This is a genomic window from Streptacidiphilus fuscans (assembly GCF_015690355.1).
Lineage (GTDB): Bacteria > Actinomycetota > Actinomycetes > Streptomycetales > Streptomycetaceae > Streptacidiphilus > Streptacidiphilus fuscans.
On record NZ_JADPRT010000017.1, the window covers coordinates 76,589 to 103,120 of the forward strand.

The 26,532-nt window shown below is 71.2% G+C and carries 13 protein-coding genes; 2 read left to right on the plus strand and 11 right to left on the minus strand.

The window, feature by feature from the left end:
* Positions 1-16: 16 nt before the first annotated feature.
* The 11 genes from I2501_RS31565 to eccD all read right to left on the minus strand — a co-directional run bounded on the left by I2501_RS31565 (position 17) and on the right by eccD (position 19,827).
* Positions 17-469 (minus strand): hypothetical protein, encoded by a 453-nt coding sequence (locus tag I2501_RS31565; protein WP_215910175.1) that lies wholly within the window; start codon positions 467-469, stop codon positions 17-19.
* 69 nt (positions 470-538) lie between these two features.
* Positions 539-11,398, minus strand: coding sequence for a WXG100-like domain-containing protein (locus I2501_RS31570; RefSeq protein WP_196197739.1), 10,860 nt, complete (start codon positions 11,396-11,398; stop codon positions 539-541).
* Positions 11,399-11,468: 70 nt separating this feature from the next.
* Positions 11,469-11,783, minus strand: coding sequence for a hypothetical protein (locus I2501_RS31575; RefSeq protein WP_196197740.1), 315 nt, complete (start codon positions 11,781-11,783; stop codon positions 11,469-11,471).
* Positions 11,776-12,231: a YbaB/EbfC family nucleoid-associated protein gene (locus I2501_RS31580; protein ID WP_196197741.1), complete on the minus strand. Its 456-nt coding sequence runs from the start codon at positions 12,229-12,231 to the stop codon at positions 11,776-11,778. The genes I2501_RS31575 and I2501_RS31580 overlap by 8 nt, the downstream gene beginning before the upstream one ends.
* Positions 12,232-12,321: 90 nt before the next feature.
* Positions 12,322-14,574 carry a hypothetical protein gene (locus I2501_RS31585; RefSeq protein ID WP_196197742.1) on the minus strand — a complete coding sequence of 751 codons (2,253 nt, stop codon included), beginning with the start codon at positions 14,572-14,574 and terminating at the stop codon, positions 12,322-12,324.
* A 67-nt stretch (positions 14,575-14,641) separates the two neighbouring features.
* Complete coding sequence (locus I2501_RS31590) at positions 14,642-16,918, minus strand: hypothetical protein (RefSeq protein WP_196197743.1); 2,277 nt, start codon at positions 16,916-16,918, stop codon at positions 14,642-14,644.
* 79 nt (positions 16,919-16,997) lie between these two features.
* A complete protein-coding gene (locus I2501_RS31595) occupies positions 16,998-17,342 on the minus strand; it encodes a hypothetical protein (RefSeq protein ID WP_196197744.1) in 345 nt (114 codons plus the stop codon).
* Between the two features lie 2 nt (positions 17,343-17,344).
* A complete protein-coding gene (locus I2501_RS31600) occupies positions 17,345-17,566 on the minus strand; it encodes a hypothetical protein (protein WP_196197745.1) in 222 nt (73 codons plus the stop codon).
* Positions 17,567-17,583: 17 nt separating this feature from the next.
* A complete protein-coding gene (locus I2501_RS31605; protein WP_196197746.1) occupies positions 17,584-17,880 on the minus strand; it encodes a hypothetical protein in 297 nt (98 codons plus the stop codon).
* A 126-nt stretch (positions 17,881-18,006) separates the two neighbouring features.
* Positions 18,007-18,336 (minus strand): hypothetical protein, encoded by a 330-nt coding sequence (locus I2501_RS31610; protein WP_196197747.1) that lies wholly within the window; start codon positions 18,334-18,336, stop codon positions 18,007-18,009.
* Positions 18,337-18,408: 72 nt separating this feature from the next.
* Positions 18,409-19,827: a type VII secretion integral membrane protein EccD gene (eccD, locus tag I2501_RS31615; RefSeq protein WP_196197748.1), complete on the minus strand. Its 1,419-nt coding sequence runs from the start codon at positions 19,825-19,827 to the stop codon at positions 18,409-18,411.
* A 174-nt stretch (positions 19,828-20,001) separates the two neighbouring features.
* Between eccD and eccCa the strand changes: the two genes are divergently transcribed.
* Entirely contained in the window at positions 20,002-23,907 is a 3,906-nt protein-coding gene (gene eccCa, locus I2501_RS31620; RefSeq protein WP_196197841.1) for a type VII secretion protein EccCa, read from the plus strand.
* Positions 23,908-24,008: 101 nt separating this feature from the next.
* Entirely contained in the window at positions 24,009-26,519 is a 2,511-nt protein-coding gene (locus I2501_RS31625) for a hypothetical protein (protein ID WP_196197749.1), read from the plus strand.
* The last annotated feature ends 13 nt before the right edge of the window (positions 26,520-26,532 follow it).

Sequence of the window (26,532 nt, forward strand, 5' to 3'; positions counted from 1 at the left end):
AGTCGCCCGGCGGCCGTCAGCCCGTGCGCCAGACGGGCTCGTCGTCCTCGTCCTCCGGCGGGCTCATCACGAAGGCGACGGCCTGCTGGACCGTCTCCTGGTCGGGCTGCCAGGAGAACCCTGCCCGGCCGCGCAGATGCGCCAGCAGCTCGGGCTCCGGCGCGAGGCCGTACTCCTCCAGGTAGTAATTGACCGTGTCGGTCCAGATCCACTCGCCGTCCGTACGGAAGTTGAGCGGCACGACCGCACCGCGTGCCGGTTCGACCACGTCGTCCATGAGGGTGGGCGTGGTCAGGATGGGCACCCCGGCGTCGAGGTAGTCGAGCAGCCACGAGAGTTCCCGCTCGTCCTCGATCACCGGGTGGTCGTCCGTGAACGCCGGGCCGGTGATGGGGTCGACCACGTCGAAGACCGCCGCGAGCCGGAACGCCCGCACCTCGGCCCCCTGGTCACTGATCGCTGTTGCCACGGTGACTCCTCCCTCTCCGCCCGCACGCGCTGTTCTCCTCGGTGACACGTACCGGGGTTCACGACGGGTTCACAGGCCGCCCCCGGAGAGCACGGACAGGATGTAGTCGTCCACCGCCTGGGGCGGCGCCTGGCTGGTGATGCGCAGTTCGGCGTCCTCGAGCTGCTGGTACGTCAGCTTGGCCGTCGGCTCCTGGGTGAGGTCCTTCTGCCACCGCGTCATGCCGAAGAGGGTGGCGAGCTGGTTGCGCCCGGCCTCGTCGTGCGCCATCTCGTCGATGAAGCGGCGTACCGACTCGGTGTCCTTGGCGAAGTCCTCGCCGGACAGCTCCCGGCCGTCACCGGCCTTGGCCCGGTGGCTGCCCACCGGCTCCCGGGAGGCGGACGTCGTCGGACCGTGGTGGAAGGTCGAGTTGGCCGCCCAGTCGACCAGGCCGGCGGAGAGCCGGACGTAGGACTGGAGCGTGCCCGGGTCGACGCTGGCCCCCCAGAGGCGGAACTCGCCGCGCGAGGCCTTGCCGAAGACCGAGTGCGCCATCTGGACGGCCCAGTACCTGCCGTTGTGAGGGTTCGTCAGGTCGGCGAGCGAGTGGAAGCCGTTCCGCGGCGGCTCGTCGTTCGGCTGGCAGTGCCGGGTGCCGCGGTGGGAGTCGGTGAGCGGGTGGTGGGCGAACCGGTAGAGGGCGTCCTCGTTCTCCTTGAACTTCCGGATCACCTCCTCGTGGCCCTCGGCGCCGAAGTCACCGAGGCTGATGTTCACATGGGCGCCGCCCTCGCCGAAGGGCGCGATGCCGCCGAACTCCTCGACGCTGGTGCAGATGTCCTCCAGCGCCTGCCAGTCCTCCTTGGTGTCGTGCAGGATCGTCGTCACCAGTTCGGCGGCGACCCGCTGCTCGCTCTCCAGCCGGTTGCCGTTCCGCGCCGTCGTGTAGCCCTCGTTGCGCAGCTCGTTCTGCTGGTAGAGGTCGGGCCGGGTTGCCAGGCCCTTCTTCACCAGGGTCTCGCCGATGGCCCGCAGACGTTCCTGCCGGACGTCCTCCGGCATCGTGTGGGGGAACGTGAAGGTGAGTTCGAGGCCGAACGCGCGGCCCTTGCCGCCGCCGAGGACGTTGTCGGCCTTGATGAACGGCACCTTGCCGTCCGTCCGGGTGCGGGCGCTGTCCACCACCTCGAAGAACTTCTCCGGGTCGGCCGCGAAGCTCGTCGCGTCCGAGGTCCCGTCGCGCGGAGTCGGGTGCGGGAGCAGCAGGCCGCTGCTGACGCCGAGGTCGTTCAGGAAGCGAAGCGAGGAGCTGTCCTTGGGCGACCCGCTGTGCGCGTCCAGATCGCGGAGGAGGCCGGGCGCCTCGTCCATCTGCTGCCGCCAGCTGAGGAGTTCGGACTCGTCGTGCCCGCTGGGCTGCAACTCGGCGAAGTCCGACCCGGTGGGCGACTCGGTGGGCGACTCGGTGGGGTGCGCGTCGGCGCCGGAGTGCTCCAACAGGACGGAGGCGAGCGCCGCCACCGTCGGGTCGTTCCAGTCCCGCCCGCTCGGCAGCGGCTGCGGCCGGTCGGCCCTCCCGGTGCCGAGCAGCGACTCCGCCTCCGGTCGCAGCGACGACAGGTCGTCGCCGGTTGCCGCTCCGTCCAGCTCGTCGAGCAGCGCGTCCGAGGCCGCGGAGAGGTCGTCGGCCTCGGCGAACTCGACGAGTGCGTGGTCACCCCGGCGGAGCGCCAGACGCAGCACCGGGTAGGCGTCCAGGATCCGGCGCTGGAGGCGCAACGCCCGGTTGTAGGAGGGGTCGTACTTGATGCCGGGGAGATCCTCCGCCGCGCGCGTGCCCCGGCGCAGGGCCGCCAGCGTGACCGCGGCCTCCCGGAGGCTCTCCGCGCTGCGGCCGGGCACGTCCTCGTACTCGATGTCCACCGGGGTGTCGTCGCCGATGCCCTTGCGCAGCTCGACCTCCTGGGCGAGCTCGCGACGGTGCTTCACCACCGGGTCGACGTCACGGTTGACCCCCTCGACGCCGTGCGACCGCACGTCCTCGGTGAACCGGTAGCGGGTCGACTCGGCCCGCAGCACCTGGAACGCCCCACGGCGCAGCGCGGCCGCGTCGGAGGTCAGGTCGGACACCACGGCGCGGACCGCCGGGTGCTCGGCCAGGGACGGGTTCCGGTCCAGCGCCTGCGCCCAGCGGTCCCTGGCCTCCTCCTCGTCGGACCGGTAGAACAGGCGCGAGCCGCCCGGCAGGCCGCCGTACAGCTTGGCGAGGCCGTCGGCCTCGGGCACGGAGGGCTGCTCGACGGTGGAGCGCTCCGCGCTGGAGGCCATGGCGGAGTGATCCGCAGCGGGCTCGTGCGTCGCGGGGGACACGTGCGGCGCATGACCCGGCTCGGCGGACGTCATCTGCACCGCGGAGTCCGACCGCGACTCCGTCGCAGGAGCGGGCGCGGGCGCGGGCGCGCCGGACGCCTCGTCCGCGGTCCAGGTGCCGAGTTCGTCGCGCGGCTCCGCCTCGTGACTCCAGCTGTGCGGAAGGACGGGAACGACGAGGTCGCTCCGGCCGCCCTGCTCCGGGAGCTTGGCGACGATCACGGCGTCGTCCGGCGGCCACTCGTCGACCACCTCGCCGTACGGGTCGCGGAACCTGCCGTCCTCGGAGAGGGTCAGCACTCGTGACCGGTACACCTGCTCCACCAGATGCGGGACGACGGTGTCGAAGGCGGGGTGCCATCCGTCGTCCATCAGGGCGTCCCGGATCCGCAGCTTGGCCTCGTCGTCGAGCGGGTGCCCCTCGTACCGCGAGATCTCGCTCAGGGAGAAGGAGTTGCGGCCGTAGAGCTGCCCCAGGAGCTCCTCGGCCAGGTCCGCACGGATGCGCTGCTTCGAGAGCGGCTCACCCGTCTCTTCGTCCAGCAGCGCCTCACTGTGGCCGCCTCGCATCGCGTCGAGCAGCAGGTCGTCACCATGCTGGAGCGGCAGTCGCCCCGCCAACTTGTCGAACTCGCCCAGTGTGGCGTGCTGCTGCTCGGAGAGCCCGAACGTCCGGTGCACGCCGTCGTTCGACAACGCGACGGGCGGTGGCGGGGGTGGGGGCGGTGACGTGCTCTCGTGGTCGCTCAACGAGCCTTCGGAGTCGGACCGCTCGGAGTCCGAGGCCGCCCGGTGCTGGTCTCCGAACGGGTCCGAGTGCTCGGAGTCGGACCGCTCGGAGTCCGAGGCCACGTGGTGGTCGCCGAAGGGGTCCGACCGCTGCGAGTCCGGCGTACCGGGGCCGTCGGACGCGCTGTCGGACGTGCCGTCGGAGCCGCTGTCGACGGCCTCCGAGGCAGTCGGCACGTGCCGGCCCGCGTCGGGGTACTGCTCGGCGACGCCCTCCCAGAACAGGCGGTGGTCCTCGTACTGGCCCGTGTTGGCCCGCACCTGGTTGGCGGGCTCGTCATGGATCGACTCCGGCTCCACGCCGTAGAGCCGCTCCAGCAGGGGAACCAGGGACGGCTCGTGGAGCCGTACCCACTCGGCCCCGTTGTTGCGCTGCTCGTTGGTGTACGGGTCGAAGCCGTGGTTGGTCCCGAGCCAGGTGTTGGTCAACTGCGCGAAGAACTCCCGCTCGTCGCGCCGCGAGTAGTTCTCCGCGCCCGATCCGTCCGGCCAGACCGCCGCCGGGTCCTGGAGCTTGGCCTGGTAGACGTCGGTGACCGCCTGACGGTCCGCCGCCGAGAGCCCGTGGTCCTGGATCACGTGCGCGAACTCGTGCGTGGTGGTCGAGTAGCCCTCCGGGTAGTGCTTGCTGCCCGCCGTGACGGAGGTGTGATCCCCCGTCAGGTTCTCCTCGGTGACGGCCACGTTCTTCCCGCCCGAGCCCCGGACGTAGTCCCACAGCCGCCGGTCGTTGTCCGCCGTGCTGATCCGGACGCCCGCGAGGAAGCGGTACGGGTCCACCTCGGTCATCTTCACGTCGCGGGGGATGACGACGGCGTTCGCGCCTGACGTGAGCAGGCTGGTCGCGACCTCCGGGTCCTGGAGCATCCGCTCGACCTGCCTGCGAGCCTCGGCCCGGGCGGAGGGCATCGCGGTCACCCGGTGGTCCAGATCCACCATCAGGTGCGCCGCCGCCCGGGCGAAGGCCTGCGGCGGCAGCTTGCCGCGCAGCTCGTCCACGAAGGCCGGCTGCTGCGCCAGCCACCGGCGGTTCTCACCGCTCAGGGCATCGATCTTCTCCAGCCGGTCCAGGACCGAGGAGTCCAGCAGGTCCCGCATCACCTGCGCTGAGTCGTGCGGCTCCGTCACCGCCACCGTCGAGGGGCCGTTCGCGTGGCTCGGGCCCGCCGACTGTGCGCCGGGTGTCGACGTGCCCGTCGCGCCCGTCGTGCCCGTCGTTCCGGGAGGGGGCGGAGCACCCGTCTTGTCCGCGGCGTCCGAGGAGAGCGGAGGGGGCGGAGCGGGCTCCTCGTTCCGCTCCCCGCCGAACGCGACCACACCCTCGACCTCGCCCTCGACCTCGGGGGCGCCCTCGGGGTCGGCCTCAGGGTCGACGCCGTGCCCGGGGTCGGTCGCGCCGGGCGGCGGCGCGTCGTGCTGCCGAAGCTCGACCGTCAGGTCGTACCCCTTGCCGGCGGCGTGGGCCTCGATCCTCGCCTTGAGCTGCTCGGCCCGCTCCTGGGTCGGCAGCTTGCCCCGGTTCTCCGGATCACCGCCGGTCGGGCCCTGGTGGTTGATGGTGATCTTCTTGAGGTCGCTCCAGTGGACCGGGCCGTGCAGCTGCGTCTCGAAGTACGAGTCCGTCGTCAGACCGGACTTGGCCGCGCGGGCGCCGAACTCCGGATCGTGCTGGAAGCCGGTCGCGGCCGCCACGGTGAAGCGCACCTGCTCCGGGTCGCCGTGGTTGAGCAGCGGCAGCAGGTGCGAGTCGGAGGTGAACGAACGCGACCCGAGCCGGCCGGCCGACCAGCTGTCGCGCGGCGTGTGCGTCACGCTGCCGCGGATCTCGGGCTTCCAGTGCATGACGAACGCGCCGTAGCGGGGGGCCACGCCACGGGGCTGCCACTTGGTGGAGACCAGGGCGCCGTACTTCGGCAGCAGTTCGCGCTGCTCGGGATCGAACTTGCTCTCTTCGCTGTCGGTGTTCTGGAACAGGTGCCGGGTGCTCGGGTCGCGCTTGAGCGTCGCCGGGTATCCCATCCGCTCCTCGACCGACCCACGCCGCGCCTCCACCACGGCGGCCTGTGACGCACCGGTCTCCCAGGCGTTGCGGAAGAGCTGTTGCGGGTCCGCGATCAGCTTGTCGAGCAGCGTCTCGGTGTCGGCGTCCTCCCCGTCCTTCAGGTTGCGGTTCGCGTTCAGCGGGCTGTCGAGGTAGAAGTTGGTGGCCACGCCCATGTCGTCGTGCATGTGCCGGGTCACCGCGTCGATCAGCGCGTTGACCTCCTCGTCGGTGCCGGTCGGATACTTCGCGGCCCAGGCCCACTCGCCCTTCGCGTTCCGGAGGTTGGTCACCAGCAGGTCGTGCTCGCGGGCGGCGGACTCCAGTCCCTTCCGCTCGGCGAGGACGAGCGCCGCCGCCGAGGCCGGGTCGAGGCGGCTCCAGTCGGTCCGGTGGGCGAGCTTGGCGAAGAGGTCCACGTCCTGCTGCGCGCGCTTCAGGTCGAGCGCGTAGAGCGGGTTCTCCGGTGCGCCCTCCGCCAGCTTGGTCGCCCGGCCGAGCTCCTCGCTCAGACGCTCGGTGAGACCCTCCTGCCCGTGCGTCCGCAACTCCTCCACGAGTTGCAGGTCCCTGGCGCTCACCACCATGTCCTGCCGGGAGCGGGCCGGACGTAGGCTCAGCTCGCTCTGGATGTCGAGCAGTTCGCTGTTCAGATGGGAGAGCCGTGCATTGGTGTGCTCGACCTGCCACTGCGGCGACCGGTTCCCGGATGACTCGGCCAGTTCGGTGCGGAGCTTCTCGATCTCCTTCTCGCGGCGTGCCGCGCCCGCCTGGAGCAGCTTGTCCCCTGCGCGAAGGTAGAGCCCGAAGGCGTTCCCCAGTTGGCCCTGCTTGCGACTGATGTCGCGCTCCAGCTTGCTGATCCTGGCCTGCCGCTCCGGCGATGCGTTCGACGGGTCGGCGCGCAGCTCGGCGAGCTCCCTGCGGTGGTCGGCCAGTTCTCGCCAGCTGTCCGCGGCGGAGTTGAACGGGTCAGGGGTCCGGTCCCCCTCCGCGTGCCGGGGCGTGTCCAGCGGGTGCTGGGCCACCTTCATCTCCTCGACGCCGGTGACGACCGAGGACCTCCGCCGCCCGAAGGGGCCGAAGGAGAGCGCGCCGCCCGCCTTCCCGCTGCCCACGACGTGGCCGTAACCCTCGGGCGCTGCCTTGGAGTTCGGCGGCATGCTGCCGTCCACCGGGAGGTGCGCGCTGAGCTCGGTGATGTTCAGCTCGGAGCTGTGCGGTTCGAGCGACATCTCCAGCCAGCCGGTGTCCGGGCTGACCAGCACGTGCGGCTGGCCGAACTTGTTGAGCACGCCGAGGCCCACCACCAGGTGTCCCTCGCCCTCCTGGTCCAGCCCGTCGTCCCTCACCGCCGGGGTGAAGTACAGCGGGCCCTCGGGCACGAAGGCCTTCAGCGGGAGGTCCGGCACCAGCGTGCGGAGCTCGGCCAGCGTCTCCGCCGCGTGCGAGGCGTTGCGGTCGGTGCCGAGGTCGCAGGCGGTCAGCTGGAGCGGCTTCTTGCCGTCCCAGACGCCGGTGCGGTACAGCTCGGCGATCGTCCGGGCCAGCTCGGCCGGGGTGACCCTGACGCCGCGCCAGATCGGCCAACCGTCCTTGTCCGTGTGCATGGCGACGGTGAAGAAGCGGTCGTCCTTCGGGAAGCGCGGCAGCACCGAGGCGTGCCTGCTGGTCGCCGGGCCGTCGTGGAGCAGGTGGTTGTCGCCCGCCTGGTGGGTGGTGAGCGCCGTGGTCATCTGGTTGACCCGCTCGTCGTCGGGTCCGTTGTCGGGGTTCGGACCGGCGGAGCGGCCGTCCGTCGACGTGTGCTGGGTCGACGTGTGCTGGGTCGGTGCGTGCTCGGTCGTGCGCGGGGGCTCCGGCGCGGCGTGGCCGCCGGTGGTCCGGGGGCGGAAGGTGTCGAAGGTGCCGGGCTTGCCGCCCGGTCCGGGCTTGACGTAGAGCACCGCTCCGGCGGAGGAGTCGAACGGCTTGGACGGGTCCTTGCCGACCAGGCCGGTCTTGCCGGTCGCGGCGTGCACCACCATGCCGGTGCGGTCGGCCACCGCCTGCGCGTCCGCGGCCGATTCGCAGCTCAGCAGCACGATCGACGCGGGCTTGGCAGCGGAGCGGTCGCTGCCGGACCGCTGGGCCTGCTTCAGGTCCGCCAGGCTGGGACGCCGGTTGAGCAGACCGCCGAGCTGTCGGCCGTCGACCACGTCCGACGTGCTGCCCCCGGCGTCGTCGGTCTCCAGGTGGAAGCCGCGGGCGTCGTGGTGGTCCGCGAAGACGTACACGTTCTTCGGGTCCCACGGGACCTCGTGGACGTCGCCGGTCGGGGTCGACCAGTCCGGGCGCTGCTCGTAGTGGTCGAGGCTGGTCAGTTCCTTGTAGAGGTCCTTGCGGTACTCCCAGTCCGACTCCGGGAAGACGGCGCGGCCGAAGGGCTTGCCGGTCGGGTCGGAGAGCTGGTGGGTCTGCACCGCGGAGTCGTCGATGACCGAGCCGTCGGGCCGGGTGAGCGGGGCGTTGTCGGGCAGGTGGAAGGGGCCGTTGCCGAAGTAGATCGTGCCGGCCATGTCGTCGATCGACGCATAGGCGATCTTGTTCACGTCTTCGTTCTCGAAGGCCGGGCTCGTCCAGCCGAGGCCCACCACCTTGACCTTGCCCTCAGGGTCCCGGCCCTCGACGACGATCGCCACGTGCTGGGAGTTGTGGCCCAGGACCACGATCTGACCGGGCTTCGGCTCCTTCGTCCCCTCGACGTAGAGACTGCGCGTGTAGGGCAGCAACCGGGTGGCCAGCCACACGTGCCACGGCTTTCCCTCCGTGTCCTCCGACTGGTAGGTCTCCGCGATCCACTCCGACGACAGCACGCCCTCGTGGTAGCCCGCCAGCATCACGGCCTCCCAGCAGTTCGCGGAGGTCTCCTCGCTCAGCGGCGGCGCCTCGTCCTTGGGCGCTCCGTTGCGCGCCCAGGCGGAGAACCGGGTTTCGGACTCGGCACCGGACGAGTCCCACTTCATCGTGGTGCCGCTCTTCGCCATGGTGTCCAGCAGCGAGGACACCCGACGGCCCGCCCGGCCCGGAACGTCGTCCAACCCGCCGGAGATGTGGTGCATCAGGAGCTGGTGCGCCAGCGCCTCGGCGGAGTCGGCCGGGTTCGGGACGTCGTGCTGCTCCAGGAAGGTCCGCAGCTTCGCCACGTCCGCCGGGTCGTTGACGCCACCCTCACCGACGGAGCCGGACACCTCCACGCCGAGATCGTTCAGGTGCTCCGGGGAGAGCGGGACGTGATCGGCCGACTCGACGTGGGCGAGCAGCTTCTCGGCGACCTCCAGCGGCACGACGGCGGGCTTCGCCGGGGGACGTCCCTTCACCGGGCCGATCACCGCCGACACGGTGGCCTTCTTCGCCAGGTCCTTCTCCACCAGCGGCTGCAGCTCGGCCTTCAGTTCGTCGGCCGCGTGGTCCGGCAGCACTCCGAGGTTCTGCATCTTCCGCACCACATCGAGTAGTTCGCCCGCCGACGCGTTCGACCGGTCCTGTGCGCCCACGACGGCGCCGGACGGCAGGTGGAGCACCGTCGGCCCGTCGTGCGGGCTGTTGTCCGGACTCGGCTCGGGGGTGTGGAGCCCTGTGGTGTGGGGCACCGCGCTGGGCGGATCGGGGGTGTGGGACTCGGTGGTGTGGGACTCGGTGGCCGTCGGGTGTGAGAGGACCGGCTCGTGGCTGGTGTCGGTCGCGGACGTGGACGCGGACGCGGACGCGGTCCGCTCGGGAGTGCCCGGTCCGGGTTCCTTGGTCTTCGACTCGGTGGGCTCGCCTCCGGAGGAGCTCGTCGCCCGCTTGACCGGAGCGTCCGGGGGCAGATCGGTGCTCGCGCTCGGCTGGCTGCTCTCGCTCGGTCGGAGGCTCTCGTCAAGTCCCGTGCTCTCGGTGGCCAGCGGGCTCAGGCCGGACTTTCCGAGGACCTCGTCGACCATGGTGGCCGAGTCCTCGGTCCCGAGGCCCACCTTCGGCGGCTCCAAGGCGCCGTCGGAGGAGGTCGCCGGGCGCTCCACCGGCACGTCCTCAGGTGCTGTCTCCGGTGTCCCCGGGGCAGCCTCGGGTGCTGCCTCGGGCAGGCCGGTGGCCGGGTCGCCGCCCGTGGTCCGGGTGGCGGACGGGGACGGGAACGCGGTGGAGGACGAGGCGCCGCTGTCGTCGGAGGCGCCGCGCCAGTTCTCCAACTGCGCGTGGTACCAGTGGTTGAGCGGCTCGGTGACCAAGTGCACCCCACGACCGATCAGGCCCATCGCCATGCCGGACACGAACGCCGTGTAGTCGGCCGTGAACCCCTGTCCGTTGACGGCGTTCATGACCGCGCTCGCCAGCGTGTTCTGCGCGCCCGCCTGCACGTAGCCGACGAGCTCCATGCCCAGTCGGAAGGCCAGGCCGTTGCCCGTTTTCGTGCTCAGGTGCGCGACCAGCCCCGACGGCACCTTGGCCGGCGTCCCGAGTGGCGGCGCGACCGAGTCGAGCCGCGCCGCAGAACCGGTCGACGCGCTGTCCAGCGCGCCGTGCTCGGCATCGGCCCGCCACTGGTCGCTGAGGGTCCGTCCGAAGTCCTCGCCGATGTTCCGCGCGGCCTCCGCGCTCAGCGGTCCGACGCCCAGGTGCGTGGCGAAGACCTCGCCCATGCTCTGCCCGAACGCGTCGGCGACCGCCGTCTGCTCCGCCTCGGACACCGCGCCGCCGAGCTGGCCCAGCGTCTCCTTGGCCACGGCGTCGAGGTCCCGGGTGAACGCGGCGGCTGCCTCCGGGGCGAGATAGCTCGACGCGAAGGCCTGGGCCTCCTCCGTCGTCAGCGTGACCGACCGGGCCAGCTCCTGCGCCGCGGCGTCCCGCGCGGCCGCGTCGCCGATGCCCGGCGCGCCAGCCCCCGCACCCGCCCCCGCGCCCGCCTCCGTCGGCGCGGGCGTCGACTCGCCCGGCGTCGCGTGCTCGTCCACCGGCGCTCCGCCGTCGGCCGTGCCGTCCAGGGTCTTGGTCAGGTCCTTCTCCGCCGCCCCCGAGGCGTCGTGGCCCAGCAGCTTGGTGACGACGCCGCCGATGGCCCCGCCCAGGGTGTGCATCACGGGTTCCAGCAGGGCGTTGATCCCGGCGTTCTCCAGGTCGGAGAGGAGGCTGGAGGTGTCGATGCCGTCCCGGTGGCCCTCGGCGATCTGGATGCCCTGGACCACCAGGTCCATCTCGATGTTCTTGATCGCCTGGTGGAACGCGGGCTTCATGACCTGCTCCAGCAGCCACTCCGCGATATGGCCCAGCTCCGCCCGCGTCGCCGCGTAGTCCCAGGCCAGTTCGAACAGGGCCGCCGGGTCGATCGGCGCGAGCGCGTACGCGTCCAGCGCGTTCAGCAGTAGGTCCACCAGCTGAGCGATGATCATCAGCTGGGAGTACTCGACCTGTTCGGCCGTCTGCTTGGCGTACTCCGACAGCTGACGCAGCTGGTCGGAGGCCGACGCCAGCGGATCGCTGCCGTCGGTGCTCCCCACCAGGGACTGCATCGACTCCACGAACGCGGTCCCGGCCTGGCCCTGGAAGTTCTCCGACAGCCACTCGGTGAGCTGCTGGATCGACGACCGCAGATCGGGGAAAGCCTCCGCCAGGTCCGCGTAGTCGGCGGCCACCACGCGCATGCCGTCGGGGTCGATCGTCGGCCAGCACTGCTGACCGCCGATGATCGCCAGCATGTTCTTCAGGTCGTCACTCAGTGTGGTGGCCACGACGGCAGATCCTCACTACGTCGACTACGTCAGCTACGTCAGTCGGAACCGGGCTGGGTGGAAGGCGGCACTACTCGGTCGTCGGAACGTGGGTGTCGTCGCCGATCTCGAACAGGCTGTTGACCACGTGCCCGCCGTTCTGGCTGGTCGCCCCGAGCTGCTCCGTGAACCCGTCCACGAGCTGCTGGGTGTACTCCTCCTCCGGCTCGGTCTGCTGCTTGAACGCAGCCGCCGTGGGGTCCTCGTCGGGGTTGCCGCCGTACCTGATCCGGTCCTCGCGGATGGCGGTCACGTCGCGGCTGACCCGGCCCAGCGCGTCCTGGTACTGCTGGAACAGCTGGAATCCCTTGCCGGTGAGGCCGTTGAGGTAGAGCTGGTCAGCCATTGAACTCCTCCTGCTTCCTTGTCCGGTTCTTCCTGGCCTGCTCCTCGGCGTAGCCGGGCCGCATCGCGCGCAGCGGCTCCAGCACGTCCTTCAGCTCCCCGCCGCCCGGGACGGCGATCCGGAGCAGGTCCTGGACGCCGTCCAGGCGCTCGGTCGACCGGATCAGCTTCTCGCCGACGTCCGCCCGGGCCCGGTTGAGCAGGTCGGTCAGCGCGCTCGCCAACTCGGCCGGGGCCATGGACTGGTAGGCCTTGGTGTGGAAGGTCAGCGAGACCACCTGGCCCTGCGCGCCGACCTTGGCGGTGACCATGCGGTCCTTGGAGGTGACCTCGGCGGTCGTCTCCAGGTACTCGCGGCGCATCTCCTGGAGCTTGGCCCGCCGCTCGGCGAGGCGGGCCATCGCCTCCCGCACGCGCGGGGAGCCTGACTGGTCGTCGTTCTCGGTCATGCCACGCCTCTCCCGTACACGCCGGTGCCGCTGGTCTCTGTCCGGCATCACGGCTGCGGGCGGCCGGTGGGTTCAGTCGGCGCGGGTGACCTACCGGCCGATCACGCCGTCGGTCGCGCTGGACTCGGTGCCCCAGATCTCCTCGTCCTCGGTCAGCCACGTGGTGCGCTGCCGGTCCTGGCCCTGCTGCCCGCCGGCGCCCATCCCGCCCATGCCGCCCATGCCGCTCATCGGCGGCATCATCGACTGCTGCGCGGCGGCGGCGCTCTGGCCGGACGCCGCGCCGCTCGCGGCTGCCGCCTGCTGCGCGGCGGCGGCCTCCTCCGCGGCGGCCGTCTGCTCCGGCGTCAGCAGACCGCCACTGCTGAGGACCTGCTGCGGGTTGAACCCGGTGGACGCGCCGCTCGTGAACGGCAACGGCGACGAGCTCGACATCCCGGAGGAGTCGAAGACCTTGCTGCTGGTCGGCGTCGACGACCCGCCGGAGCCGTACTGGCCCCAACCGCCCTGCTGCTGCGTCGGATGGCTGGTGCTGAGCGCGGCCTCCTCGTCGTTCAGGAGCTGGCTCGACTGGTCGACCGGGTTGCCGTTGGCGTCGACGACCGTTCCGTCCGGCTTGATGACGTCGCCCTTGCCCAGCACGATCTTGTACCCGTTGGAGTCGGTCAGGACCTTGCCGTTCGGACCGGTGACGGTCCCGTCCTTGTTGATCTTCGACCCCGCCGGGACCGTGAACGCCGTGCTCCCCGGGGCGTTCGGCTGCGACTGCGGCACCTTCCCGACCTTGCTCCCCTTGGGCGGGAAGTAGGGCTTCCCGTCGACCATGTACGGGTGCCCGTCCGGGCCCATCAACTCGCCGTTCTTGCCGATCGTGGAGCCGGGCGGGACGGAGATCGGGTTGCCGTTCTTGTCCTTCAGCGGCTGGCCGTTGGGGCCGAGCAGCGGGACGTCGGACGACGCGTTGCTGTTGAGGCTGTTGCTGTTGGGAAGCCCGTTGCTGTTGAGGTTGACGTTGCCCGGCTTGGAATTGAGGTTCGGGTTCAGGCCGCTGTTCGTGCTGTTGGAGTTCAGGCCGGGCAGGTTGCTCTTGCTGTTGAGGCCGCTGTTGAGGTTCGGGCTGCCGCCCCCGCCGGGCAGGCCGGAGTTGCCGGAGTTCGGCAGGCCGATGTTGGAGTTGAGGTCCGAGTTCAGGTTCGAGTTGAGGTTGGCGTTCAGGTTGGCGTTGAGGTTCGCGTTCAGGTTGGCGTTGGCGTTGGAGAACATCGGCTTGGCCGGAGCGATCGAGCCCGGGATGTTGTCGGTCGCGGTGGCGATGACCTGGGCGAACGAGTCCATCAGCGAGTTGGCCTGCGGATCGAGGACCGACGCGACCGTGTCCAGCCACTGCTTCATCGCCGCGTTCCGCACGTTGGCCCAGAAGTCCGTGTTCGGGCCGCCGTCGGGCTGCACGTTGTACTGGAGTGGGTACGACGGACTGTCGGTGATGGTGCCGAACTGGGTGGGGATGACGATCTGCTGGAAGTACTGGGCGCTGGAGTTGGGGTCGTTCCAGTACGTGGCCGTGCCGGTGACACCGTTCATCGGCTCGCCGGGATCGGTGCCGAGCGCCCATTTCACGCAGTTGGCCGGATAGGCGTACTGGTTGGCACGCCATTCCCAGTAGGCGTTCCACAGCGAGCTGTTGGTGCTGCCGAGCGACGACCGCACCTCGGCCAGGGACTGACCGGTCGGCTGCATGTGGATCTGGAACTGGATGTTGTCGAACTGGTTCCACAGGTCGTCCAGCACCGCCCGGAACTCGTTGGCGGCGCTCCCCTGCCAGTCGCTGTTCGGGTCGCCGACGGTGTCCCGCCAGGTCTGGAGGTTCAGCTTGCACGAGCTCAGAAAGCCGTCGAAGTCGCTCAGCATCAGGGCGGCGGAGTCGAAGCTCCACACACTGGTGGAGTTGTTCTGGCACGGGCCGCTCAGCAGGTTGTTGAAGACCGCCGGCGGGTCGCCAAGGAAGTTGGAGTAGGGAGATCCGGTGCCGAACGCCCCCCAGTTCAGGCAGACGCCGATATAGGTGGCGAACCCGTTCGGATACGTCTGGGTGGCCGGGAAGGAGACGATCAGACAGGCGTCGAACATCGAGGAGATGTTCTGGTCGGTGCTCCAGACGTACTGACCGCTCGGGACGAACCACTGGGTCGGCATGCTGCTGCTGGAGTTGAGATTCAGCTTGCCGCTGGAGTCCTTGACGTAGGGGTTGCTCCCGTCCGAGGCCACCACGGAACGGTCGGTGATGTTCGGGCGCGCCACGGTGTCCGTGAACGTCAGAAGGGTCTGCTCCCAGTTCATAAGCATGCGGCTGACTCCAGATCAGGTAGTAGGGGACGCGGGGAACGCGGACGAACCAGGGGAACGGGCGGTGCTATCGGCCGATCACGCCACGAACCCCCTCGGTCTCCGTGCCCCAGGCCTCCTCGTCCTCGGTCAGCCAGGTCGTCCGCTGCCGGTCCTGGCCGCTCGGGTTGCCGATGCCGCCGCCGAGCCCGCCCATGCCGCCCATGCCCATGCCGCCCATCGACTGCGTCATCGGCATCTCCCCGGCCGCCGAGGCGTCCCCGCTGGCCGCCGCCAGCGCCGCCTGGGCGGTCTGGTCGGTGTTGAGCCCGAGGCCCTTCTCGGCGAGGTTCTGCTCGTTGACACCGCTCTGGTAGTTGCCGCCTCCGACCGTGGTGACGGACTGGGACAGGCCCGTGGACTCCGTACTCGCCGCGGTTCCCGTCACCGCCCCGGCTCCCGCTCCCGCTCCCGTGGCCGGTCCCGACGAGGTCGTGGGCGGCCCGCCGGCGCCGAATCCGCTGGACGCGAAGGGCGGCGGCGCGAGCGGCAGCGCGTGCTGCTCGTCGGCGAGCAGCTGGGTCTGCTGCGAGACCGGGTTGCCGCCGGAGTCCAGGACGGTGCCGTCAGCGGCGAGGGTGCTGCCGTGGCTGAGGATCACCTTGTTGCCGTTGCTGTCCGTCACCAGCTTGCCGTCCGGGGCGGTGACCGTGCCGTCGGCGTTGATGTGGGAGCCGGGCGGCACCTTCATCGGGGTGTTGAAGCCGATCCCGCCGAACGGGTTCGGCGAGGAGCCGACCTTGGAGCCGGGCGGCGCGAAGTACGGCTGGCCGCCGACCAGGACGGGCTCCCCGTTCGGCCCGATCAGCTCACCGTTCTTCCCGATCGTGGAGCCGGCCGGAACCATGATCGGGATGCCGTTGCGGTCCGACAGCGGCTGTCCGTCGGCGCCCAGCAGCGGCGCCATCCCGCCGTTGCCGGACGAGTTGCCGGTGCTGGACGAGGAGGACGTCGACGTGCTGGTGGACGTGGTCAGGAACGGCGGCGGGGTGACGCCGGTGTTGGGGTTCCCGTTCGTTCCGGGCATGTTGGGCGAGGCGTTGCCGTTCCCGCCGTTGGTCGCCGGACCCGAGGTGACGGTGGTGTTGCCGTTGCCGCCCGCGTTCGCGTTGCCGTTGGCGTTCGCGTTCAGGTTCGCGTTGGCATTGGCGTTCGCGTTCGCGTTGAGGTTGGCGTTCAGATTGCCGGTGTCGGTGATGCCCGGAAGGTTGTTGGGCGGCAGCGTGAACGCCGACGGGATCGCGTCGGTCAGCTGGTTGAGGGCGTTGGCGTACGTCCCCATCGCGTTGTTCGCCGTCGGGTCGAGCAGCCGGGTGATGCTGTCCAGCCACTTGTTCCACGCGCCCTGCTTCAGGTTGTTCCAGAAGTCCGCATGCCCGGAGTCGGGTTGCGGGTTCGAGGCGAAGAGGCCGGGGGTGTAGTACGAGCCACTGTCCGGGTGGTCGACGACGACGCCGTACGGGGTGTTCACGGTGATCAGCGAGGGCTGGTAGTGGTCCTGGCTGCCGAAGACCCCGGTGGCGCTCGCCCCCGCCATGCCGCCGTCGACGGAGATCGCCCAGGCGAGGCAGTTCAGCGGGTTGGAGTAGGTGTCCGCGCGCCAGTTCCAGTACGCCGTGTAGAGCTGGGAGTTGGTCTGGCCGAGCAGCTGGCGCACGGAGTCGAGCGCGGGCGCGAGGTTGTGCTGGTCCAGCTGCGTCTGAAGGCTGTTGAAGTCGTTGATCAGCATGTCGAGCACCACACGGAACTCGTTGGCGGCGCTCCCCTGCCAGTCGCTGGTCGGATCGCCGACGGTGTCACGCCAGCTGTTGAGTGACTGCTGCCAGCCGCTCATCGCGACGTCGAGGTCGCGGATCAGCTGCGAGGCCGCGTCGAAGCTCCACACGCTCGTCGTGTTGTTCTGGCTGGGGCCGTAGAGCAGCTCCTGCCAGGTGGTGGCGGGCTGGGTGATGAAGCCGTCGTACGGGCTGCCGGTGGTGAACGCCGCCTGGTTGGCCTTGAAGCCGATCCAGGTGGTGTAGACGATGCCGGAGCCGCTGGAGTCGTTCACCTTGCCGCTCAGCGTGGTCGAGTTGTAGAAGCCCCCGCCGGTGTCGAAACTGACGGACCAGTAGAAGTCGAAGAGGCTGCTCAGGTCCTGGTTGTTCGTCCAGACGTAGCGCTCGGACGGCGTGAACCACGGATAGCCGCCGTTGCCGCTGGAGTCGGTGCCGTCGGCGGCGACGGTGGCCCGCTGGGTGATGGATGGGAACTCCTTCGTGTCGGCGAAGGTCGCCAAGGCGTTCTCCCATGACATTGCCGCCACGGTTTCTCCTGAGTGAGGACGAGGCCCGGCCGCGGATCGGCCGGGCCTGCGGTGATCGGCGCCGCAGCGACGATCGGTGTCAGCCGGTGACGGGCGGCGGGGTGAGGTTGGGGTTCGTCCCCGTGCTCGCTCCCGGCATCACGTCGCCGAGGATCAGCCAGATGTCCGCAGCCGTCAGGCTGTCGGTGTCGGCGTTGTGCAGGACGGTCTGGGCCCGCTGCAGGTCCAGCGACGTGTTCTCGACACGCGTCTGGATGGTCCCGATCTGGGTGAGCAGGGCGGTGCAGAAGCCCTTCCACTTCTGCTGGAGGTCCCCGGCAGGAGTGAAGTAGGCGGAGTTGCCGGGCATGAGCAGCGAGTACCTGCCCGGCCCACCACGGCCGTCGGTGGGCGAGGAGTTGCCCGGGTTGGTGTTGTTGGCCACGGTCACCCACCTCCCTGCGGGGGGTTGGTCGTGCTGGCGCCGCCCGGTCCCTCGGAGAACTCCTTGACCCGGTCGATCAGGTAGGTCCCGTTGTTCGTCGAGCTACCGGTCAGATCGTGGTAGAGGTCGTTGAGGTGAGGGACCATGAACTCGCTGAACCAGGCGTCGGTGACCTTGGTGACGCCCGTACTGCCGGTGTCCATGATCGGGTTCTTCGTGCTCACTGCCGCTCGCCTCCCCGCTAGTGGGCGAAGGCGCGGGTGGCGGCGGCGTCGCCCTCGTGCAGGGCGTCGGCGATGTGCTGCAGGGCCGCCGAGCCGGAGGTCAGGTCCGAGGTCAGCTGGTCGTGGCTGCGCTGGAGCAGCGCGGAGAAGTCGTCGAACGGCTGCTTGTACGGACCCTGGAAGGTCTCGGTGTGCGCGGCGAGCTGCTGGATCAGCCAGCTCATGTCGTCCTCCATCGCGTGCGCGGCGGAGCTGTACTTGCTGATGTCGTTCTCGATCTCCTCATAGCGGATGAGGAGGTTCTGGTCGGCCATGTCTCTGGGTCCCTTCCCGTGGTCGGTTCTGCTGCGTGGTGCTGCGCGCCCTGCGTGCGAGCCCTGCGTGCGAGCCCGGCGTGCGGGCCCTGCGTGCGGGCCCGGCGTGCGGGCCCGGCGCGCTGCTCAGCCGCCGAGGGTCTTGGTGATGAGGCTGTTGCTGCCCCAGTTGCCGCCGATCACCCCGGCCTCGTCCTCCGCCTGGTTGAGCACGGTGTCGGCGTGGACGGTCGCCTCCAGGAACGTCTGAAAGCCGTTCATGAGCGCGGTGTAGTTCGTGTTCCACTCCCGCATGGCGCCCGTGAAGTTGGTGCTGGCCAGGGACTGGAAGTTGGTCTCGACGTCCTGCGTGACCTGCTCGATGACCTGCGCGTGCGAGATCATCTGCGAGACGTGCTCCTGCAGGCCGTTGATGACCGACTGGACGTCCGCCTGGTTCTTCTGTGAGGTTGCCACTCTCGCTCCCGTCTCGATGAAGAGAACCGGTCCGGTCTCACTGGTCTCCACGGACCGCCGGGAGCCCCGGGTTCACCCTCCGGCGATCGCCCACGCCGCAAGTGCCAGGAGCCCGACGACCGTTGCCAGGCGCAGCGCCTGGACGACGCGCGGCCACAGCGCGGGGGTCTGCCTGCCCGCGACGCGCCAGGCCACCGGCAACAGCAGCGCGCCGAGCACGAGCAGTCCCCCGAGCAGGCCGAGCCGCACGGTGGCGGAGTGCCTGACGGCCTCGTGTGCGACGAGCAGCGCCGTTCCGTATGCGCCGGCCAGCAGCAACGCGAGTCGTTGCCAGGCGTTGTCGGTGGTGAGCGCGTGCAGCACGACGAGCAGGCTCAGCGCCGCGGCGAAGGAGTGCGGCGGGGTGCCCTTGGTCGCAGCCAGGACGGTCAGGCAGGCGGCCGCACCCAGTGCGGCGGCGATCCGGAACGCCGACCGGTAGCGGTCGTTCACCGCGTCGAGGTCGGCCTCGACGTCGTCCGGCTCGGCCTCCTGCCCGGGCACGCCGCGCCGCAGCGCCGCGACGTTCCGGTGGGACAGCCACGACGCGAGCCAGGGCACGAGGGCGGCGAGCGCCACCGTGACCAGGGCGGCGACCAGGGCCGCGTCCGCCGTGGACAGGCCGGACAGGAGGGAGGCCCCGCCCGCCACGCCCACCAGGGCGAGCAGCACGGCCCCGAGGAAGAGCGGCGCGTCGCAACCGACCGCGGCGAGCGCCAGCAGCGCCGCGCAGAGCCCGGCCGCGCCGCCCGTCAGCAGTTCCATGCCGTGGTGCGCGGCGAGGTGCGCGCGGCCCGTCGCACCCGTCGGCGCCAGCACACCGGCCAGCGCCAGGTAGGGCACCGCCGTCGCGCCGAGCGCGACCCCGGCCACCGCGTCGCCCACGGCACGAGCGGCGCTGACCGCGCCGAAGAGCAGGAGGACGCCGACGGCCGCGGCGGCCGTCAGCCGCAGCGGATGCGCACCCGGCAGAGCCAGCAGCGCCCACCCCACGGCCAGAGCCAGAAGGCCCGAGCCCAGGGCGAAATGGTGCGTCAGCGCGGGACGCCAGCTGTCCCCTTGCTCCTCCACGCCGGTCTTGACCGCGTCGACCATGTCGTCGAAGTGCACCGCGGGGAACTCCGCCCGTCGCGGGCAGAGCTCCAACTCGTCGCCGTCGCGCAGCTCCAGCTCCGACAGCGGGCACTCCTCGTCCAGGGCGGTGCCGTCGGCCCGGCGCAGGACCCACCCGCCGTGCTCGATGCCCTTCTCCTCCAGCTCGGCTCCCCCGGCGTAGCCGAGCACGACCGGCAGCAGCTCGGCCGGCCGCAGATCCGCGGGCACGACGAGCTCGAAGCCGGATTCCGGCGTCCGGAACCTCAACCGGCGGTACCCGACGATCACTTCACTCGCGACACTCCCGACCACGCTGGCCACCCCTTCGGTTCCTTCGGCGCACACCTCGACGCTCACGGCTCAACCGGACCAACGGGGGGCGGGATCAGGCAGGTTCAGCCGCGCCCGAACCCGGGGTGAACCGGAGCCGCCGCGCCGCCCGTGGACCAGAACGATGTCCACCCGCACGCGGAGGAGCCTGCGTTGAGCGTTGTCCTGGTCAGTCGCACTCCGAGGCGCCCCGGCCCCGAGATGCCGGAAGGGGAGATCCAGCTCCAGGAGCCGCCGCCGCTCCCGGAACCCCAGAGCGCCATGTCGAGCATGATGCAGATGGCGCCGATGGCACTCGGCTCGCTCTCGATGGTCTTCATGTTCCTGCGCCCCGGCGGGTCCGGCGGCGCCATGTCGTGGGTGGCCATCGGCATGATGGGCCTGTCCGCGGTGGGCATGCTGGTGGTGTCGATGCTGCGCGGCGCGGGTGACCGCAAGCGTCAGCTCAAGGCGGAGCGCCGCGACTACCTGCGCTACCTGTCGCAGATGCGCAAGCAGGTGCGGAAGACCATCGCCAAGCAGCAGGAGGCGCAGGCCTGGCGCCACCCGGTCACCGACGAGCTCGCCGGGCTGGTGCGCACCACCCGGCTGTGGGAACGCCGCACCCAGCACCCCGACTTCAGCGACGTCCGGATCGGCACCGGCCCGCAGCGGCTGGCCGCCAAGCTCGCACCGCTGGCCACCAAGCCCGTCGAGGACCTGGAGCCGCTGACCGCGCACGCGCTGCGGCGCTTCATCCACGCCTACGGCACGCTGTCCGACCAGCCCATCGCCATCTACCTGCGCGGCTTCTCCCACCTCCTGATGCAGACCGACGACGTGTACGCCGCCCGCGCGATGGTGCGGGCCATGGTCGCGCAGCTGTCGGTGTTCCACTCGCCCGAGGAGCTGCGGGTCGCGGTCGTCGCGGACGACGAGCGGCGTGAGGAGTGGGAGTGGGCCAAGTGGCTGCCCCACGCGCTGCATCCGACCGACACGGACGGCGCGGGCGCGGTGCGTCTGGTGGCGGGCTCGGTGCTGGAGGTCGAGCAGCTGCTCGGCGAGGAGTTCGGCAGCCGCCCGCCCTACGAGGCCGACGCCGTCCCGAACCGTGAGGAGCCGTTCACCGTCCTGATCGTGGACGGTCCCGTCGTCCCGGCGACCAGCCGGGCCGCACTGACCGGCTACCGCAACGCGATCCTCGTCGACCTCAGCGGCGGGCTGGAGTTCAAGCACGCCAAGTACACGCTGCGGCTGCGCATCCAGGACGGCACGCTCTCCATGGTGACGGCGGACCGCAACCGCAAGGACCAGGACACCGAACTCGGCCGCCCCGACGGCATGTCGCTCGCGGCGGTCAGCCGGCTGGCGGTGCTGATGGCCCCCTACCGGATCGGCGACTCGGCCGACACCAGCGAGCCGCTGGAGACCGACTTCGACCTGACCGCCCTGCTCGGCATCCCGGACCTCTACGAGCACGACGTCGCCGCGCACTGGGCCAAGCGCACGCTGGCGACCAAGCTGCGGATCCCGATCGGCCTGCGCGCCGACGGCCAGCCGGTCGACCTGGACATCAAGGAGTCGGCGCAGGGCGGCATGGGCCCGCACGGGATGCTGATCGGCGCGACCGGCTCCGGCAAGTCGGAGCTGCTGCGCACCCTGGTGCTGGCGCTGGCGCTGACCCACTCCTCCGAGATGCTCAACTTCGTCCTGGTCGACTTCAAGGGCGGTGCCACCTTCCTCGGCCTGGACGGGCTGCCGCACACCTCCGCCGTCATCACCAACCTGGCCGACGAGGCGCACCTGGTCGACCGGATGCGCGACTCGCTGCACGGCGAGATGGTCCGCCGTCAGGAGCTGCTGCGCGCGGCGGGCAACTACTCCTCGCTGCTGGAGTACGAGACCGCGCGCCTCGCCGGCGCTCCACTCGACCCGATGCCGAGCCTCTTCGTGGTGGTCGACGAGTTCTCCGAACTGCTGGCCGCGCACCGCGACTTCATGGAGCTGTTCGTGATGATCGGCCGCCTCGGCCGATCGCTCGGTGTGCACCTGCTGCTGGCCTCGCAGCGCCTGGACGAGGGCCGGATGACCGCGCTCGAGTCCCACCTCTCCTACCGGATCGGTCTGCGCACCTTCTCCGCCATGGAGAGCCGCGGCGTGCTCGGCGTCCCCGACGCCTACCACCTGCCCTCGCAGCCCGGCAACGGCTTCCTGCGCAGCGACATCTCCACGCTCAGCCGGTTCAAGGCCGCCTACGTCTCCGGCACCTACCAGCTCAAGCGCAAGGCCGCCCGACAGGCCGTGGTGGCCGGTCAGGTCGTGCGCTACGGGACCGACTACGTGACCCCGCGCACCCTGCCCGCCGAGCTGCCGGAGGAGACCCCGGCCGCGACCGAGACGCGTTCGCTGCTGGAACTCGCCGCCGAGAAGCTCTACGACGCCGGTCCGCCCGCGCACCGCGTCTGGCTCCCCCCGCTGGACGTGCCGCCGACCCTGGACGAGCTGCTCCCGCCGCTCACCCCGCACCCGCAGTACGGGCTCACCGTCGACAGCCCGAGCGAGCGCGGCACGCTCCGCGTCCCGGTGGGCGTCATCGACCGGCCGTTCCAGCAGCAGCGTGAGGTGATGTACGCGGACATGTCCGGCGCGGGCGGCCACGTCGGCATCGCCGGCGCTCCGCAGAGCGGCAAGAGCAACGTGCTGCGCACCCTGATCACCGGCCTGGCGCTCACCCACACCGCGGCCGAAGTGCAGTTCTACTGCCTCGACTTCGGCGGCGGCACCATGTCCGCGCTGCGCGGCCTGCCGCACATCGCGGGCATCACCGGCCGCCACGACCCCGAGCGGGTGGTGCGCACCATCGCCGAGGTCAACAGCATCATCACCCGGCGCGAGCGCTCCTTCGCCGAGCGCGGCATCGACTCGATCACCGCGTTCCGCAAGCTCAAGGCCGCGGGCGAGCTCCCGGACGAACCCAACGGCGACGTCTTCCTGGTGATCGACGGCTGGAACACGGTCCGCCAGGAGTTCCCCGACCTGGTCCCGGTCCTGGCGCTGATCTCGCAGCGCGGCCTCAACTACGGCGTCCACCTGATGATCGCCACCAGCCGCTGGGGCGAGCTCTCCGGCGCGCTGCGCGACCAGTTGCAGACCCGGTTCGAGCTGCGCCTGGGCGACGCGGTGGACTCGCAGATCAACATGCGCGCCGCCCAGCAGGTTCCCAAGTTCCCCGGACGCGGCCTGACGGACGACAAGATGCACTTCCTGACCGCGCTCCCCCGGATGGACGGCTCCGGCACCACCGACGACCTGGGCGAGGGCATCGCCGACCTGGTAGACGCCGTGTCCGACCACTGGCAGGGCCCGCGCGCGCCGCAGGTCCGGATGCTCCCGATCTCGCTGGACGCGGCGGACCTGCCGGCCCCGCGTGGCGCCCTGCAGATCGCGCTGGGTCTGGAGGACCAGGAGATCTCGCCGCTCTGGCACAACTTCGAGACCGACCCGCACCTGATGGTGGTCGGCGACACCGAGTCCGGCAAGAGCAACCTGATGAAGCTGGTGGCCAAGTCGATCATGGCCGCCTACACGCCCGCCGAAGCCCGGATCATGCTGGTCGACTTCCGCCGCGAGCTCTACGAGACCGTGCCGGAGTCCTACCGCCTGGGCTACGCGGTCTCGGTGGACAACGTCCGGCAGATCGTCGACGGCGCGGCGCGGGCCATGGTGAACCGCGTCCCCTCCGCCGACATCACCCCGGCGCAGCTCAAGAAGCGCGACTGGTGGCAGGGCCCGGAGCTGTTCGTGCTGGTCGACGACTACGACCTGATCAGCGCCGGGACGGGCGGCCATCCCTTCGCCCCGATCCTGGAGTACCTGGCCCAGGGCACCGAGATCGGCCTCCACCTGGTCGTCGCGCGCGGCGCGAACGGCGTGGCCCGGGGGCTCAACGACCCGCTGCTGCGGAAGATCCAGGAGGTCAACTCCCCGGCGGTGCTGCTCTCCTGCCCGCCGTCAGAGGGCGTCTTCTTCGGCGGCGTGAAGCCGCGTCAGCTCGTCCCGGGACGCGCCTTCTACATCACCCGGCGCCGCACGGTCCAGGTGCAGACCGGGCAGCTCGACGTGAACTGACGAGCACTCACCGCTGACGTACACACAGGCACGTACACACCGCCACGCACGCACAGGCACGCACGCACAGGCTCGCACTCATGCACAGGCAGGAGGACACGATGAACGGCACCCTCACGAGCACACCGCGGGGCCAGGAGCCGATCCTGGGCGCGCCGACTCCGGCGCCGGTCACGGGAATCCTGCATCCGGTCGGGCCGCACCTGGTCCTCGCCCCGCCCGGGGCCGAGGACGCGCGGCTGTGGTCGGCGCTCGGCAGGCTGCCCGCCGTGGCGGACGCGCTGACGTTGCTGGTGGCCACGCCCAACGCGGCTCCGGCGCTCCGGCAGCAACTCCCGGCGCTCGCCCGGACGGCGGCCGAGCGCGGGGCGACCACCGTCGTCCTCGCGGCCTCCGGGCTCGCCTCCGCCGCGCCGGGCGTACAGCGTCCCGCCGAGCAGATCGCCGCCATGACCGGGCTGACAGTCGTCGCCCCGGACGGGACGGTCTCCCTGGAACCCGACGGCATGCTTGTCGTCGTCGGCGAGGACGCGTCGTGGTGGCGGTGCACGGCGGAAGCCGAGGCCGAGCGCCTCGGCGTCACCTGGCCCGCCTGGCCCGCCTGGCCCCCGCAGCGGGCGGCCGAGGGTTTCGCCCTCGACCTGCTGCGCGGGGCGGCGTGGGTGCGCTCGGCCACGAGCGAGCAGGACGGCCTGCTGCGCGAGCGGCTCGACGCGCTGCTCCTGAACAGCGGGCCCGTCGACGACCTCGCGGTCCTGGTCGTCGGCTCGCCGTCACAACCGACGCTTCCGGTCGACCAGTTGGCCGCCGCGCTGCGGAGCTGCGCACCGGACGCGAGCTCGGCCTGCCTCAGCGCGCCGTGGGCGACGCCGGTCGAGCTGGCCGAGCTGGCGCTCGGTCTCGCCGTGGAGCTCGGGGGTGACGTCCGCGCGGCAGTGGGCTTCGCAAGGGACATCACGCACGCCACCCCCTCCGTGCTGCTCGACGGCGAGTGCCTGCCGACCTGGGAGCCGTTCCTCACCGAGCTCGCCGCGTCGTCGCGGCGGCTCCGCGTCGTCCCGTCCGCGTGGCGCGCGGCGGGCGGCGCCTGGCGGCCGGTCACGGCCGCGGTGTTCCGGCACCCGGCCGCGCCCGGCTGGGTGCTGGAGGCGATACCGGCGGGCCTCTGGCTCCGCGCGGAGGGCTGCCCCGCCGACTGCGCTCCCCGCCGGATGCGGCCCGACCCTCGGCATCCGCTCCTCGTCGTCGGCGACCCCGACCACCTTGCGCCGACGTTCCTGTGGGAGTGCCTCGGCGAGCTGCTCGACGGCCTGCCGCTTTCCGGCGAGGCACGCCTGGCGCTGCTGGCGAACCACGAGTTGAGCACGGCCGACGCCGCGCTCGCGCGCTCCGCGGCCCGCTCCCACCGACTCGGCTGGGTCACGCCCGAGGGCGAGGTGGAGGTCGAGCGCGATCGCGAGGTCGAGGTCGAGGTGGAGGTGGAGGTGGAGCCCGAGCCGATCGTGTTCGCCGGGCCGCCTGCGCCCTCGCTGCCGGCCGAACCTGACGAGCATTCCGAGGCGGCCGAACCGCTGGAGCCCGTGGAAGCGGCTACGCCCGTGGCAACGGTGGCCGTCGTCGAACCGCCCGTGCGCGTCTCCACGACGGCTGCCGCGCCCGTACCTTCGGAGCCCGTACGGTCCGAACCCGTACCCTCCGAGCCGTTGGTCGCCGAACCGGTGGTCGCCGAGCGGGACCTGTCCGTCCGCCCCGAGCCCGCCGAGCCGGAAGCCGCCGCGCGCCCCGAGCCCGCCGCGCGCCCCGAACCCCCCGCGTCCCCCCGGGCGTTCACCCGCGCGGACGCCGCCGCGACCCCGGGAGCCAGCTCTGCCGAGGACCGTGAGCGGTTCAAGGCGCTGCTCGGACCGGCGTTCGTGCGGCAGGCCAACAAGGCGGACCAGATCGCCACCCGGCTGCCCGCGCTGCGGTCCACTCCGGCCGACGACATCAAGGCGGACCTGGTCGCGGTGCTGCTCCACCAGGCCGACACCGGCGTTCCCGCGCCGCGCGCGGACGTCGTCGCGGCGGCCCGCAACGGCGCGCCCGGCCCGCTGACACCGTTCCTCTCCTGCCTGGGCTCAGGGCTGCGCCGGCTGCCGAGCCATCACGGCGCCGTACTGCTCGGTGCGTTGGCGAGCGACAGCGACGTCCAGCACTACACCGAGGGCGCGGTCCTGGTCGAACCCGCCCCCGTCACCGCGCTCCCGGCGTACGACGTCGACCTGGGCGCGCTGGTCGAGTTCGCCGTCTGGTCGACCACGGGCCGCAGGACCGCCCTCTTCGCCGCTCCCGGCGAGGACGCCTGCGTCGTCTTCCCGCCCGGCAGCCGGTTCCAGGTGCTCTCCGTCCAGCCAGGCACCCAACCGGGCACCGAGCCCGGCACGCCCCACCGGATCCTGCTGCGCGAGGTCGGACCGGTCGACGAGGAGCCCAACCCGGAGCGGGAGCGCGCCGTCGCGCAGCGCCTGCGGTCCTGGCTGGAGCGTCGCGACGGGGTGGCCGCCCACGAGCGCCGGAGCATGGACCGCCCGGAACGCTTCCACCTCACGCCCGGCCTGGCGCTGCGCGCCTGACTGCCGACCGCCG

Bases quoted from the DNA above. Each gene is read 5' to 3' on its own strand.
- eccCa (WP_196197841.1), top strand. From the start codon at position 20,002: ATGCCGGAAGGGGAGATCCAGCTCCAGGAGCCGCCGCCGCTCCCGGAA.
- I2501_RS31575 (WP_196197740.1), bottom strand. From the start codon at position 11,783: ATGGCTGACCAGCTCTACCTCAACGGCCTCACCGGCAAGGGATTCCAG.
- I2501_RS31585 (WP_196197742.1), bottom strand. From the start codon at position 14,574: ATGCTTATGAACTGGGAGCAGACCCTTCTGACGTTCACGGACACCGTG.
- I2501_RS31605 (WP_196197746.1), bottom strand. From the start codon at position 17,880: ATGGCCGACCAGAACCTCCTCATCCGCTATGAGGAGATCGAGAACGAC.
- I2501_RS31625 (WP_196197749.1), top strand. From the start codon at position 24,009: ATGAACGGCACCCTCACGAGCACACCGCGGGGCCAGGAGCCGATCCTG.
- I2501_RS31580 (WP_196197741.1), bottom strand. From the start codon at position 12,231: ATGACCGAGAACGACGACCAGTCAGGCTCCCCGCGCGTGCGGGAGGCG.